11 protein-coding genes are annotated in these 13,708 nt (G+C 44.0%); 5 read left to right on the plus strand and 6 right to left on the minus strand.

Annotation, left to right across the window (positions count from 1 at the left end; all coding sequences use genetic code 11):
- Positions 1 to 313 precede the first annotated feature (313 nt).
- Entirely contained in the window at positions 314 to 457 is a 144-nt protein-coding gene (locus ATB74_RS23730; protein ID WP_244270920.1) for a hypothetical protein, read from the plus strand.
- Between the two features lie 176 nt (positions 458 to 633).
- On the opposite strand, the gene ATB74_RS07860 is transcribed toward ATB74_RS23730, so the two are convergent.
- The 6 genes from ATB74_RS07860 to ATB74_RS07885 all read right to left on the minus strand — a co-directional run bounded on the left by ATB74_RS07860 (position 634) and on the right by ATB74_RS07885 (position 8,031).
- Positions 634 to 2,175, minus strand: a complete 1,542-nt coding sequence (locus ATB74_RS07860; protein ID WP_061017823.1) for an alanine/glycine:cation symporter family protein — start codon at positions 2,173 to 2,175, stop codon at positions 634 to 636.
- 558 nt (positions 2,176 to 2,733) lie between these two features.
- Positions 2,734 to 3,906, minus strand: coding sequence for an ABC transporter permease (locus ATB74_RS07865; RefSeq protein ID WP_061017825.1), 1,173 nt, complete (start codon positions 3,904 to 3,906; stop codon positions 2,734 to 2,736).
- Positions 3,906 to 5,156: an ABC transporter permease gene (locus ATB74_RS07870; RefSeq protein WP_061017827.1), complete on the minus strand. Its 1,251-nt coding sequence runs from the start codon at positions 5,154 to 5,156 to the stop codon at positions 3,906 to 3,908. Before ATB74_RS07870 ends, ATB74_RS07865 begins: the two co-directional genes overlap by 1 nt.
- Positions 5,157 to 5,163: 7 nt before the next feature.
- Positions 5,164 to 6,138, minus strand: coding sequence for an HlyD family secretion protein (locus tag ATB74_RS07875; RefSeq protein WP_050650618.1), 975 nt, complete (start codon positions 6,136 to 6,138; stop codon positions 5,164 to 5,166).
- Positions 6,139 to 6,141: 3 nt separating this feature from the next.
- Positions 6,142 to 7,584 carry a TolC family protein gene (locus ATB74_RS07880; protein ID WP_061017829.1) on the minus strand — a complete coding sequence of 481 codons (1,443 nt, stop codon included), beginning with the start codon at positions 7,582 to 7,584 and terminating at the stop codon, positions 6,142 to 6,144.
- A gap of 219 nt (positions 7,585 to 7,803) precedes the next feature.
- Complete coding sequence (locus ATB74_RS07885) at positions 7,804 to 8,031, minus strand: hypothetical protein (protein ID WP_009846577.1); 228 nt, start codon at positions 8,029 to 8,031, stop codon at positions 7,804 to 7,806.
- 614 nt (positions 8,032 to 8,645) lie between these two features.
- Here ATB74_RS07885 and ATB74_RS07890 point away from each other — a divergent pair.
- The 4 genes from ATB74_RS07890 (at position 8,646) to pgl (ending at position 13,689) form a co-directional block, all read left to right on the plus strand.
- A complete protein-coding gene (locus tag ATB74_RS07890) occupies positions 8,646 to 10,298 on the plus strand; it encodes a sensor histidine kinase (protein ID WP_061017831.1) in 1,653 nt (550 codons plus the stop codon).
- Between the two features lie 69 nt (positions 10,299 to 10,367).
- On the plus strand, positions 10,368 to 11,063 hold the full coding sequence (locus tag ATB74_RS07895; RefSeq protein WP_017063807.1) for a response regulator: 696 nt from the start codon (positions 10,368 to 10,370) through the stop codon (positions 11,061 to 11,063).
- Positions 11,064 to 11,473: 410 nt separating this feature from the next.
- On the plus strand, positions 11,474 to 12,976 hold the full coding sequence (zwf, locus tag ATB74_RS07900) for a glucose-6-phosphate dehydrogenase (protein ID WP_061017833.1): 1,503 nt from the start codon (positions 11,474 to 11,476) through the stop codon (positions 12,974 to 12,976).
- Entirely contained in the window at positions 12,973 to 13,689 is a 717-nt protein-coding gene (gene pgl / locus ATB74_RS07905) for a 6-phosphogluconolactonase (RefSeq protein WP_061017835.1), read from the plus strand. The genes zwf and pgl overlap by 4 nt, the downstream gene beginning before the upstream one ends.
- The last annotated feature ends 19 nt before the right edge of the window (positions 13,690 to 13,708 follow it).

Genomic DNA, 13,708 nt, shown 5'->3' on the forward strand with positions numbered 1-13,708 from the left:
CTGAAGGTTTTACCAACCTAGCGTTAGTTTTGCAGTAAATATTGAAACGCCCACATCACACACGTGATGTGGGCGTTTTGCGTTTTCTCGAGAGCGTAGAGCCGATACTTTCTCATTATTGATTGTTTAAGTGTTTACTTAGATATTTGTGAATAGTTACGTATAACCACAATAATGTGTTACTTGTTGCTTATTAAATGACTTTGCATGCATCTTTTCAGATCAGTGCTGCTGCATAATAGTGGTGTTCAGGATGAACACGCAGTCGATTAGTAACTCGCATTTGGACTGCTTTGACTACAGGGATGGAGTGATGCAAGAGTATCTTTGTGAGAACTGCACCATAGCTTATTGTTTCGATGATTGTCGTTCGCCACTAGTGCAAAAAGAGATGATCGAAGTAGAAGAATTGGTTCGTCGTATCGACGTTGAACACGATAGTGAAAAGAGTAAGTAAGGCATTGAGGATAGATGCTAGTCTAACAATTCAAACATAAAAAATCCCTACGAGCTAAACCATGAGCCAGTAGGGATTTTAGATTAATTGCAGTACTGTTCTCGCTTTCTCAAGCAAAGGGTATTACAAAAAATTTTTAGAACAGTGTTATTCGACAATAAATTATTGACGAGTCACTATTTTTCGTAGGTTTTGATTTCACCTGATTTTACACGAGCAACGAACGATTGCAGTTCCTTCTTCACAACTGGCATCAAGAAGTATAGGCCAAGGATGTTAAAGATAGACATAGCAAAGATAGCCGCGTCAGAGAAGTCGATGACCGCGCCAAACTGAATCGTGGCACCAATAACAACAAACACACAAAACATCACTTTGAAAATCAGTTCCGTTGTTTTGCCTTCACCAAATAGGTAAGTCCACGCCTTAAGGCCGTAGTACGACCAAGAGATCATTGTCGAAAACGCAAACATGATTACCGCAAGAGCGAGTGTGTATTTAAATACTTCTGCAGTTTCAGTAAATGATGCTGCAGTAAGTGTTACACCCGTTAAACCAGAACCATCGAATGGACCTACATTTAAGCCAGCGATAGTGATAACCAATGCTGTCATTGTACAAATGACTACTGTATCAACGAACGGTTCTAATAGTGATACTAGACCTTCGGTGATTGGCTCTTTTGTTTTAACCGCTGAGTGAGCGATAGCTGCGGAACCTACACCTGCTTCGTTCGAGAACGTTGCACGCTTCAAGCCTTGAATTAATGCACCAATGAATCCACCAACGACACCTTCACCAGTAAATGCACCTGTAAAGATTGCACTGAACGCAGGACCAACTTGATCAAGGTTAGAACCGATAACAATCAGAGCCATACCGATATACAGAGCTGCCATCCAAGGAACAACTTTTTCCGTTACCGATGCGATAGAAGGCATACCACCAACAATCACAGAGAAAACTAAAGCGGCGAGTACAAGGCCAGTGATCACACCGTACTCACTTGGTACATCAAATGCGTAAGTTAACATGGCGTGTGCTTGGTTAGCTTGGAACATGTTACCGCCGCCCAATGCGCCTAAAATACACATTAATGCAAAACCAATAGCGAGCACTTTACCTAGTCCGCCTAAACCTCTTTCACCAAGGCCTTGGCTTAGGTAGTACATTGGACCACCCGAAACAACACCCGAGGGTAGGATAGTTCGGTATTTCACACCTAAGGTACACTCACAGAACTTAGACGCCATACCCAGAAGACCACATAAGATCATCCAGAATGTCGCACCAGGACCACCAATTGCGAGTGCAGCACCCACACCGGCAATATTACCAAGTCCAACAGTTCCAGAAAGTGCGGTTGTTAACGCTTGAAAGTGAGAAACTTCCCCTTCGTGTTTAGAGTTAGGGTCTGTGTACTTACCTTTGATAATGTCTATTGCCATACCGACACGTTTAAATTGAACAAAGCCAAAGTAAAGAGTAAAGATGATCGCAGCGAGCAATAGCCAGCCAACAATGATGGGGAAGTTTGCTTCACCTACCGGTACACTTTTAAATATCAGCCCGACGAACCAACCTGTGTATTCGTTGAAAAAACCATCAACATTTTGACTTAAGTTACTGATAGCTTGATTAAATGACCCTTCTTCTGCAAATGCACTGGAACTAAATAATAATATAAACCCAAAAAATAATTCACGTATGTTTTTCATGGTTTTCCCTGTCTTTTTATTAAATTATGTTTGTTGCTGTTGTGTTTTTTTTCTATTTGCATTGTATATTTCAGTGGTTTATCTACTTCACTCGACGGCAACATAAACGGCTGTAGCTAAGTCGAAAAACGAAATAAATATAAGTACTGTTCTTGCTTTATATGGATATCCTTTTGGTATGTGCATCAATAAGACTATGGTATTCGGTCTACCATGCCTTATTGATAACCCTATACATAAAACTAATGTTGGCAAAGAAATTTTTACAATAAATTCACAATAATTCGTGTTTTGTCGTCTTTTGGGAATAAGTCGGTGATTTTTAGGCAGAGAAAGGCATATGCAGTAGCTGTTATAGAGGCGGTTGGAGGATAATTCAGAGTGATGGGCTGTAGGGATGTTGGGGGACGTAGGGGAGTTCGAGTATTCGATGTGTTTTAGAGGTGTTTAAACATTCGAAGGTTGAAGGTGTATTCGGATCTGAGGACATTAAAAAGCCCTTTATCAGAGCTTTTTTGATGAGCGAAAAGTATGAGTACTTTCCGCTAGAACATTAAACTAAACGGCTCGTCGACTATTGCTATTGCCAACCGTGCCTTTGCTGGATTTGTGATAGAGCTTAAGTGCCAATAGCGAACCCCATAATAAAACCTGTCCCCATAGTAATGTCCATTGAGACGCCACTTCTTGCCAGGAAGCGCCCATCTGATTCAGTGCTAAGAAACCTTGGATAGCTGGTGTGCTTGGGAATAATTGTGATAACAACACTAACCATTCAGGCATCATTTCAACAGGCCAAATAAATCCGGAAGAGAAGATCAGAGGCATTGAACTGATTAACACCACAACCGTGACGAGCTCTCTTCGTGGTACTAACTCACCAATAAAAATCCCGATCAAACAGCTAGCCAGTAAGAAGGGCAGTAATAAGGTTAAGATCTGTGTTGTTGAGGCGAGTAGGTTTATCCCATACATCGAAAAGCTTGCGCCGAAATAGTACATCGATAACAGGTAATAAATGCTGACTAAGGTACAACAACGAGCAAGAATCAGTTTCGCCGGAGAGGTTTTACTCCAGTAGCCAAACGTTGATTGAGCATTTTGGGTCGCGCCAACTAAACCAGAAGCCATGGCTAAAGTTTGTTGCAGGATCAACACAAAGACGGCTGGAACCACGTAATCGATGTATCCCATGCGACTATTGAAGGTAGGCTTTAGGTTTAAGCTAAATGCACTGTAGCCTTTGGCTGCCGATTCTAAAGGCACACCTTCGACTAATAAGTGACGGACCTTTGCTTCTGCAGCTAATGTGCCTCCTGCTTTGGCAAGCCCTTCAACAATGGTTCCGTAGACCAAGAAGTAAGAAGCATCACCAGCGTAAGAAAGTGTCGGGCTTTTACCGAGCAGCAAGTCTTTATAGAAATCTTCTGGAATGACGAGGAATCCGCCAATCTCTTGGTTAAGCACGGCTTGTTTAGCATCGGCGATAGTGGAGTCTCGACGAACCAACTCGATTTGAGAGGTCGCATCCACCATTCGCTCTAATTGGTAGCTGCTTTGACTCTTATCCAAGTTCACAACCGAGGCTTTCAGCTGTTGAGGGACTTGATTCGCGTAAGGCAATGGATACAAGAATGAATAGAAGACCACACCACCAAACACCGTAAGAAGCACGACGGGGTTGCGCAGTACCGCTAAGAGTTCTTGCTTGAGCAGTTGAGTAAAGCTCATCATTTTACTCCTTGTTGTGCTGATGCTTCTGGCTGTTTTGACGGCGTTGTTTTTGCTGATATAGCTGCTTGTGCAGTTAGAGTTGATTGCGCCAAGTGTTTCTTAATTAACAACATCACCACCAAAGCAGGAACTGCGTACCACAACATGGAAGAGAGGCTGAGCAGCGACTGTGCTGCGCTTACGCCATAACTAGACTGTGCTGTTTGTACTTCGATGTAATGACTCACAGGCAATAAGCTTCTCCAAATTTGAGCTGCCGTGTTCATGTCTGTCACCGGAAAGGTAATGCCCATGAACGCAAAACTTGGTGCCGTAAATGCGCCAGCGAAACTCATCGCCCTTGCGGGATCAAGTGTTAAGAAGAAAAACAAACACCCCATAATGATACAGCTGATGACGGTAAGCAGTTGGGCAATGGTTAATGCCATAAAGCTACCGTTAAATGGCCATTCTAAAAGGCGATAAAACCAAAAGCTAAAGGCAATACCAAACCCCAAAAACAACACAACATAAGGGGTCAGTGTCGATGCAAGCGACTTAACAGGAGAGTGAGCTAACCATGCTTTAAGCCCACGTGCGCGCACATTTGCGGTCAATATCAAAATTGTTCCCACTACAATCATGATCTGCCATAAAGCAGGAATAACCGCAGATACCAAGAACTGAGCGTAACTGGTGTTCTTGTTGAACAGTGGGGTGATTTGGCTTTGTACTGTGACAGCTTGCCCCAATGCAGATTGTACCGTGGTATCCCCGTGTGAAAGCTGTCTAACCACTTCAAGTTGCGCGTTGAACGTCCCCTGAGCTTGTAGTAGAGCCGAGTTCACCAGTTTACCAATCAATATAAATTGGCTGTTGTAGAACACGGATACCTGCGGGTTTAGCCCAAGATAAAGGTCTCGGTCAAAGTGTCTAGGTATAACAACATAGCCGTAAATATTACGTTCAATCATGGCTTCTGCTGCTTCACTTGCGGAACTGTATTTTTGAGTGACCTTCAGGGTAGGTGAGGCATCGACTAAGCGAGTAAACTGCTGCGAAATTTGGCTGTGTTCTAGGTCAACCACTGCAACAGGCAAATCACGGGCGATGCCTTGTGAGAAGATCAGCCAGATACTTGCAGCAAGCAGCAAGGGTATCCAAGTTAAGCAAGATAGCAGCCACTTGTCTTTACGCACAATAGCCCACTGTCTAAGCAAATTGCTTGTCGCTTTGTGATGCTCTGGTAAGTGAGAATTAGCAGACATACGTCACCTAAAGCTCAACCACTAGGCTCATGCCCATACGCAGTGTTTCGCTCGTATCGACAGGGTGCGCTTCTACTTCAAAAGTACGTAAGTCAAAGCCTTGTGCTGCGTCTGTTGAACGCCAAGTTGCGAAATCACCCATTACGGCGATGTGTGTGACTTGGAAGGTTAATGATTTATCCAGAGCTGGTAGGTATGCCTCAAACTGACTGCCTTTCTCAAAGTGCTTAAGCATATCTTCACGCACATTGAGCACGGCCCAAGCATCCTTGGTGTCGATGACAGTCACAACAGGGAAGCCTTGTGGTGCGAGTTCACCGCTGCTCAATAGAACTTGAGACACTTCGCCATTAAACCAGCTGTGGACCTGTGTGTCTTTTGCGTAAGCTTCAACTTCCGCCACTGCCCCTGCCGCCATTAACGCTTTTTGAGCGGCAGCCACTTTGGTTTCGTCACGAGCTCCTTCTTGCGCCAATTGATACATTTGGAACGCAGCACTTTCGGTGTACTTCGCTGCTTGCCATTGAGTTTTGGCTTCATCGCGTTTTTGCTCGGCAACGACACCATCGTTGTAAAGGTTGTTTACACGTTGGTAGGTTTTGTCCATCAGATCGGCAGCTGCTTTCGCTTTCAACCATTGGTCTTTAGCCGCTTGGATTTGCTGAGTACGTGCGCCATTCTCTGCTTCTTGTGCCAATGCACCAGCGGCTTTCTGACCGGCTTTTGCTTGTTCTAATTTCGCATCAATCTCTGGGCTAAGAAGAGAAAAGATCAATTCGCCTTTTTCAACTGAATCGCCTTTACGCACGAATATTTCATCAATTCTGCCAGGTACTTTCGATGAGATGCTGTATTGCTGCGCATCGATTTGACCTTGAAGCTTAACAGGCTGAGGTTGATAAGCTTGGTAAAAACTGTATCCGACCCAGCCAATAATGCCGATACCAACTATAGATAGAAGAAGGGGCTTAATAGGTTTCATGAGTTATCCTTTTGACTGGCTAGCGGTGTCTGTTTTTGAGTCGAAATCAGACGTAACAGAAGAAGTTAAGTAACTTGAGTAAGCATTCATTTCGCTGGTAAGCGCCAAAAGCTTGTTGAGAGAGATAAGGTATTTGAATCGCGCAGCAGCTTGCTGTGTCTTAATGCTCGCAAGATAGAGCTCTGCATCAACCACTTCTAATGAGTTAGAAAGCCCTTGTGTGAAGGCTTTTTTACGAAGCAATAGGTTCTCTTGAGCTAAAGACAGGCTTGAGTTTAGGCCTTGAACCTCTTCAATTGCTTGGTTTGCTTCAAGATAAGCCTTTTGAACTAATACGGTTAAGTCTTGCTTGGCTTGTGACTTCAGAAATTGAACCTGCGATACGGCACTGTGAGCCGCAGCGACTTTGTCGGAACGGCCTGAAGTGTCAATCAACGGCACATTTACACCAATACCAACTAACCAATCGGGTTTCATTTCACTGGCTAGAGAGTCATCTTCATACAGGCTGTAGTCACCGTAAAGGTATACCTCTGGGTAGTACTTACCTTTCTCGGCTTTAATTAAGCTGCTTGCTTGTTTCTCTTTTGCATCAAGAATTTTAAGGCCGGGATAGGTCATGAGAGTTTGGTCAATGAACACGTCCATATGAGGTAGGTTCTTATTGATAAACAGTTGCTCTGAGGGTTCTACACTTTCACTTTGACCAAGGATCTGAGTCAGTGCTAGTTGAGCAATCTTGAGATCGTTCTGAGCTTTCGTGCGCTCTACAATCGCTTTATCTAAAGAAGCATCGGCTTGTAGGCGTTCTACTCGTGCGATTTGCCCTTGCTGTTCAAGCTTGATGGCGAAATCACGGTGTTGAGTTAAGCCTGTTTCGACGGCTTGACGCGTTCTCACGACGTCTTCCGCTAAGATCACAGAGAAGTAATATTTACTTAAATCTTCGTAGCGAGCTTGCTTCTCCATCAACAATTGGCTTTGTGCTTCTTCGCTTTTACCTTCTGCAGCATTCTGCACCGCGGTAATTCGACCACCTGTAAAGATAGGCCACACCGCGCGAATAGAAGAGCTAAAGATGTCTTGTTCAGTAATGGTGGAAGTAATCCCGCCAAGCGCACTGATGATTTGAGGAGGAACAGGAAAACCAATAGAGGGCACACCACTCAAGCTATCGGCAAACTGTTCGCCATTGATAGTCACATCACTATCAAGGTGCGTGTAGTTAGCCCCTAAGGTAATAGAAGGTAGATTAAGGCTACTTGTTGAATTCTGAAGGTGTTGATAACGTTCAACGTTAGCTCGTTGAGCCGCAAGTGAGTTGTTGTTTTCTTGTAGCATTAGCCATGCTTCAGAAAAAGTAAGCGGGGCTGCGTAGCCTGGCGAAGCAAATATGCCGAGGAGCATGCCAGCAATTACAAGGTGTCGAAATTTTGGTTTGGTCATCGGAATTAAATACCAAATTAGAGTATTAGCTCTAATGCTATCAGGGGTAGCATCGTTTGTCTTGAGTTGATTGTCTCATATGAATAGAAACTCTCATAACTCGTTAAGTTAATGCAAAAAGATACGTGATGTGGACAACATAGATCACTAAAACGAAAAAAGCACGCAGAAGCGTGCTCTTTAAGTTCAGTGTGAAGAGTTTTTACAAAATGAAGTGGCTTATTTAAAGCTAGGACAATGGTGATCGGCGCGCCATACCAATTGTCTTGAACCTTGCATTGTTTGTAATAAATCTCTACCTGACATTTGCGGGAAAGCTAACAATACCTTGAGATCGAGAGGGGAGGTACCGTCTTTCTCATAGGCTCTTACGTGAGTAAAAGTCGATTGTAAGTGTTTGAACAGCATAGTCTTAGTAAGACAAATTCCAAAGTTATCGCGTTTCATTGCCTGGTTTCCTTTTCAACAATGTTTATACGTTATGTTTTTTATCCTGTTTCTATTGGACGTTGCCACTGATCGATACTTCCTGCTCATCAATGTTTTATTATTGGGCGCTGATTTGATCAGGCGCCTCTGAGTTGTCATGCTGGTCGGTAGTGTAAATAAGGGTGAATGAGGTTAGATAGATAACCTGTTTGTTCAGCAACCGTAGCGGCGAGCATGTAACTTTTAGTTATAGATACGTCCAGTGAGTGAAGGTTTGTTGCGGTTTTGTTAATCGAGATTTCGATTTAAAGCGCGGTCTGAAAATCATGACTTATGGCTTAACAACAATAAACTTCTTCATATGCAACTATTATAATTGTATTTATTTTGAACAACCTGAAAAACACCTAAAAGCTTAGTGATCTAGCTCAATATTTATTCGTTTATTTTGTTTTTTAAGCTAATCCGTTCTAAAAATGAACGATTAATCGAGATGAACAACGTAAAGGATTATCAATTAACAATCTGCTCAATTATTTAGTTGAGTAGCAGTCACAAATTCACGTCCCTAGAAAGGTCATACGATTAACTTGGTGTTAACATTGATCGTCTAACACTAGGGGCGGTGGAATATGAAATGGAGCAGTATCAGTTTCCGTAAAAGGTTACTGATTATCATGACGGTCACTGGCCTCGTTGAACTTTTGATTCTTGCAGCGGCTGGTTTTTACTACATCAAACAATCTCAAGAGCAAGAGATGGGTTTGAAAGCGTTAGGTGTTGCTGAATTTCTATCTGAATCGCCACTGGTCACCAGCATTATTCAAGAAAATGGAACGTTGGATCCTAATGGCGCTCCCTACGTTCTGCCTGAAGAGACTCAAGTTAAATTTCGTAACCTTACCCAGCTCATTGGCGCTGCGTTTATCGTTGTGGGAGATGATAAAGGTATCCGCCTGATTCACCCTTATGATGACAGGCTCGGTAAACCAATGCGTGGTGGCGATAACCAAAAAGCATTGGTATTGGGCGAGTCTTATGTGTCGACGGCCAAAGGATCGCTTGGTTTTTCAGTTCGTGGTAAATCCGCGGTAAAAGACCTTCAAGGTACCGTTATTGGGGTGGTTTCGGTTGGTTACTTATTGGATTCTTTACAAGATCGAATCGAACCTTATTTAGCCTTTTTGATTGTGATGGCGTTGCTGGTGGTTGCGGTCAACGCTTTGATTTCGAGTTATGTATCTCGCCGTTTTCAACGCGCTATTTTAGGCTTTGAGCCTGAAGAGATAGGCCGACTGTATGTTGAGCTAGATGTAACCATGAGTACCGTGAAAGAGGGCATTCTGAGCATCGATAAGCACGGCATTTTGCGTTCAATTAATAAAAGTGCCTGCGATATTTTATCGATAGACAGGGATAAAGCACTCAATCAACAGCGCCTTTCTGATGTATTGCCAGGCAGTGATTTAGAGCAACTGTTATCAACCGGTGACACCGACCACGATGTTGAGTTGTATTTGAACAATAAGCGAATCATTGCTAACCGAAGCCCAATTATAGTGGCAGGTGAGGTGGTCGGGGCGGTATCGAGTTTCCGATTACGCGATGAAATCAACGATTTAACAGACCAGCTCTCACAAACCAAAGAGTATGCCGATCTACTGCGTTCACAAACCCACGAGCATCAAAATAAGCTCAATACCATCAGTGGCTTGATTCAGATGGGCGAGTTGGATTCAGTCCAGCAACTGATTGGCCAAGAAACCGCGCACTATCAAAGCTTGATCGAGTTCTTGCGTGAAACCGTTAAAGACCCGCTCATTGCAGGTATGCTCCTTGGAAAAACGGAGCGCGCGCGAGAAATTGGTTTAGAGCTTAAAGTTGAAGAAGGCTCAAGGCTTGAAGCACTGCCTAGCTGGTTAAACGCGGATGACGTTGTCACCATTCTTGGCAACCTGATTGATAACGCCTTTGATGCCACCATGACGGCGATTAAGCAAGAGGGTCAAATTGCACCAGCGCGTCGGGTTATTGAAGTTTCAATCAGTGATTTCGGTAATGAAATTATCGTAGAAGTAGAAGACAAAGGGTGCGGTTTGCCTAAAGAGTTGGCGACCAAAGCGCTCACCGAAAAAGGTGTATCGAGCAAAGCGAAGCAAAATCGCGGTGTGGGTTTGTATCTGATAAAGCAGCTGGCAGACCGATATCAAGGGCAGCTTGAAATGGTCGACAACCACGATTTTGGCACGCGAATGACGGTTTATCTGCCAAAAGAAGAACAATAATAATTGAGCACGAAGCGATCTTGTGAAGATCATCGTGACGGAAAAAGCATGGTTAAAGGAAGAACATAAATGAACGCAATCACGAGAGTCATGGTCATTGAGGATGATATTGCGATTGCAGAGCTACACCATCGTTATTTAGAACAGATGGGTGGCTTTGATGTGGTCGGCATTGCCACCACACAGTCTGAAGCGCTGATGCAACTGGACATCTTAAAACCGGATTTGGTGTTATTGGATGTGTATCTGCCGGACGGGTGTGGGCTCGATATTCTTAATCACGTAAGAGGGAGCAATCAAGGCTGCGATGTTATCTTGATTACTGCTGCTCGAGATGTGGATACACTGCAGCAAGCAATGCGTGGTGGAGTGGTCGATTATCTATTGAAACCAGTGATGTTCCCTCGCTTGGAAGCGGCACTGAAAAAGTATCAGTCTCAACAGCAAGAGTTTGAAAGTGTGTCGGATTTGAATCAAGGTTTGGTTGATAAGATGCTGCAAGCCAATGCCAAAGCGGACTCTGGAAAAGTATCCACCTTACCCAAAGGCATTGATGGCGTAACGTTGGATAAGATCAGAGCCATTTTTCAACAAGCTGATGCCGTTAATATTACCGCCGATGAAGCCGGAGAACGAATTGGTGCTAGCCGAACCACCGCTAGACGCTATTTAGAATTTTTGATTACCACTGGTGAGTTAGTCGCAGACTTAAATTACGGTACCGTGGGGCGTCCGGAGCGCTGCTACAACAAAGCGCAAAGATAAACACGACACCATCAAAATAAATATAAAGCCAGTTGAATAAGCTGGTTTTACCTTTCTCTCCCTTTCCCATTGCTTACTCCAGCGACCAGATACCGTTCTTTCTTGACTACACTGTTTGAGAATGCCGATTTGCATCTCCCTTGGGTCAAACGAACGGAGCTATCGATTAGAATTTGTTCGAAATGAGTCAATATTTAATCGATTGCTTTCACAGTGGTTGATGTAAATCAAATAGTCATAGACAATACTGTCCCGAATAGAGGTGATAGCTTTCACCCTCGTTTACCAAACGCATTCTCAAATTTAATAGGTGCTTACTATTGATGTAATAGTTAAGACCTATTATCTATTTTCGTATGTCGCTGATACCTTTGGCGAATACTAAAAACCTTGTTTTTATAGGAAAGATGATGGTAATACCTGAAAACAGCAGCATCGTTATTTTTGGTGCGTCGGGAGATCTAACTTACCGCAAGTTAATTCCTGCTCTATACCACTTGTATGCTAGCAATCAACTACCAGAATCCTTTGCGATTCTTGGAGTGAGCCGTACTGAGTACAGCGATGAGTCTTACCGTGAGAAGCTGAAGAAGTCTCTTCAGGAAATGGAAAAAACTGAGCCAGAGACGCTGAATGCATTTATTGAACATCTGCATTACCAAGCGATCAACACTTCAGATGTAGACGACTACGCTCGTTTAGCACAACGTTTAGACAAGCTTGAGCAAGACTACCAATTTGAAAACCACAACACACTGTTTTACTTGGCAACCCCGCCAAGCCTATACGGTGTTATCCCAGCAAACCTTGCTGCGCATGGCCTTAACGATGAATCAAACGGCTGGCGTCGTCTGATCATCGAGAAGCCATTTGGTTACGACTTAGCATCAGCTCAAGCGTTGGATAAAGAGATCCATCATCACTTCCAAGAACACCAGATCTACCGTATCGACCATTACCTTGGTAAAGAGACGGTTCAAAACCTTCTAGTGCTTCGTTTCTCAAACGCGATGTTTGAACCACTGTGGAACCGTAACTTCATTGAATACGTTGAAATCACAGGTGCTGAGTTCCTTGGCGTTGAAGAGCGTGGCGGATACTACGACGGTTCTGGCGCAGTTCGCGACATGTTCCAAAACCACCTGCTACAAGTGCTAGCAATGGTAGGTATGGAGCCGCCTGCACAAATTAACGCGGATTCTATTCGTGATGAAGTAGTTAAAGTGCTTCAGTGTCTGAAACCATTAGAAGAAGATGATCTGCGTAAAGACTTAGTATTAGGTCAGTACACAGCATCGGATGTTCGTGGTCAGCACTTACTAGGTTACCGTGAAGAGCATGGTGTAGCGGATGATTCTCGTACCGAGACTTACATCGGCTTGAAAGCTCACATCAATAACTGGCGTTGGAATGGTGTTCCTTTCTACGTTCGCACGGGTAAACGCTTACCAACGCGCGTAACGGAAATCGTGATTCACTTTAAGAACACACCACACCCAGTATTTGGTCAAGATGCACCAGAGAACAAGCTGATTATCCGTATCCAACCGGATGAAGGTATTCAGATGAGCTTTGGTTTGAAAGAGCCAGGCGCAGGCTTCAAAGCAAAAGAAGTGAAAATGAACTTCTCTTACTCTGACTTGCCTGAAACTCAGATGCTGACGGCTTATGAGCGTCTTCTTCTTGATGCACTGAACGGTGATGCGACTCTGTTTGCACGTACCGATGCGGTAGAAGCATGTTGGAAGTACGTTCAACCAATCTTAGACTTCAAGCAAGATCCTCAAGCGCTGTTTGGCTATGCTTGTGGTACTTGGGGCCCACAGGAAGCGGATGAACTTCTGCAACGTGATGGCCGCGCATGGCGTTTCCCATGCAAAAACTTAACAGACACGGATTACTGCGAACTATGATCAATCACAAGATCTTTGCAACGCCTGAACTGGTTGTTGAAAACCTAGCAAATGAAATGAAAGCATACAGCGAGCAGGGTAAACCTGTTCACATTTCACTATCTGGTGGCAGCACGCCAAAAATGCTTTTCAAGCTTTTAGCACAGGCGCCATACGCAGAAGGTATTCAATGGAATAACCTTCACTTCTGGTGGGGCGACGAACGTTGCGTTGCACCAGACGACGCTGAAAGCAATTTCGGTGAAGCGAATGCATTGTTGTTTACTCAAGTGAATCTTCCTGCTGAAAACATCCACCGCATCCGTGGTGAAGATGAACCTAAAGCAGAAGCAGAGCGTTTCGCAAAAGAGATGGCAGACGTAATCCCAACAGAAAACGGCACGCCTGTATTCGATTGGATTCTGCTTGGTGTTGGCGCAGACGGCCACACAGCTTCACTATTCCCGGGTGCAACTAACTACCAAGATGAGAGCCTATCTGTATTAGCTTCTCACCCAGAGTCTGGTCAAATCCGTGTATCTAAAACAGCGAAAGTTTTAGAAGCAGCAAAACGAATCAGCTACCTAGTACTGGGTGCAGGTAAAGTTGACATCGTTAAAGAAATTCATACAACTCCTGCTTCAGGACTGCCTTACCCGGCAGCGAAAATCCAGTCTAAAACTGGCGAAACAGAGTGGTTCCTAGATTCAAATGCAGCAAGTGCTATCGCATAAGTGCGAATAGCCGCAAGGA

Source organism: Vibrio splendidus (genome assembly GCF_001557875.1).
Classification (GTDB): domain Bacteria; phylum Pseudomonadota; class Gammaproteobacteria; order Enterobacterales; family Vibrionaceae; genus Vibrio; species Vibrio splendidus_F.

Excerpts from the sequence above, each read along its gene's own strand:
- ATB74_RS07875 (WP_050650618.1), bottom strand. The coding sequence starts at position 6,138 with ATGAAACCTATTAAGCCCCTTCTTCTATCTATAGTTGGTATCGGCATT.
- ATB74_RS07885 (WP_009846577.1), bottom strand. The coding sequence starts at position 8,031 with ATGAAACGCGATAACTTTGGAATTTGTCTTACTAAGACTATGCTGTTC.
- ATB74_RS07870 (WP_061017827.1), bottom strand. The coding sequence starts at position 5,156 with ATGTCTGCTAATTCTCACTTACCAGAGCATCACAAAGCGACAAGCAAT.
- ATB74_RS07880 (WP_061017829.1), bottom strand. The coding sequence starts at position 7,584 with ATGACCAAACCAAAATTTCGACACCTTGTAATTGCTGGCATGCTCCTC.
- ATB74_RS07895 (WP_017063807.1), top strand. The coding sequence starts at position 10,368 with ATGAACGCAATCACGAGAGTCATGGTCATTGAGGATGATATTGCGATT.
- pgl (WP_061017835.1), top strand. The coding sequence starts at position 12,973 with ATGATCAATCACAAGATCTTTGCAACGCCTGAACTGGTTGTTGAAAAC.
- ATB74_RS07865 (WP_061017825.1), bottom strand. The coding sequence starts at position 3,906 with ATGAGCTTTACTCAACTGCTCAAGCAAGAACTCTTAGCGGTACTGCGC.
- ATB74_RS23730 (WP_244270920.1), top strand. The coding sequence starts at position 314 with ATGCAAGAGTATCTTTGTGAGAACTGCACCATAGCTTATTGTTTCGAT.
- zwf (WP_061017833.1), top strand. The coding sequence starts at position 11,474 with ATGGTAATACCTGAAAACAGCAGCATCGTTATTTTTGGTGCGTCGGGA.
- ATB74_RS07860 (WP_061017823.1), bottom strand. The coding sequence starts at position 2,175 with ATGAAAAACATACGTGAATTATTTTTTGGGTTTATATTATTATTTAGT.
- ATB74_RS07890 (WP_061017831.1), top strand. The coding sequence starts at position 8,646 with ATGAAATGGAGCAGTATCAGTTTCCGTAAAAGGTTACTGATTATCATG.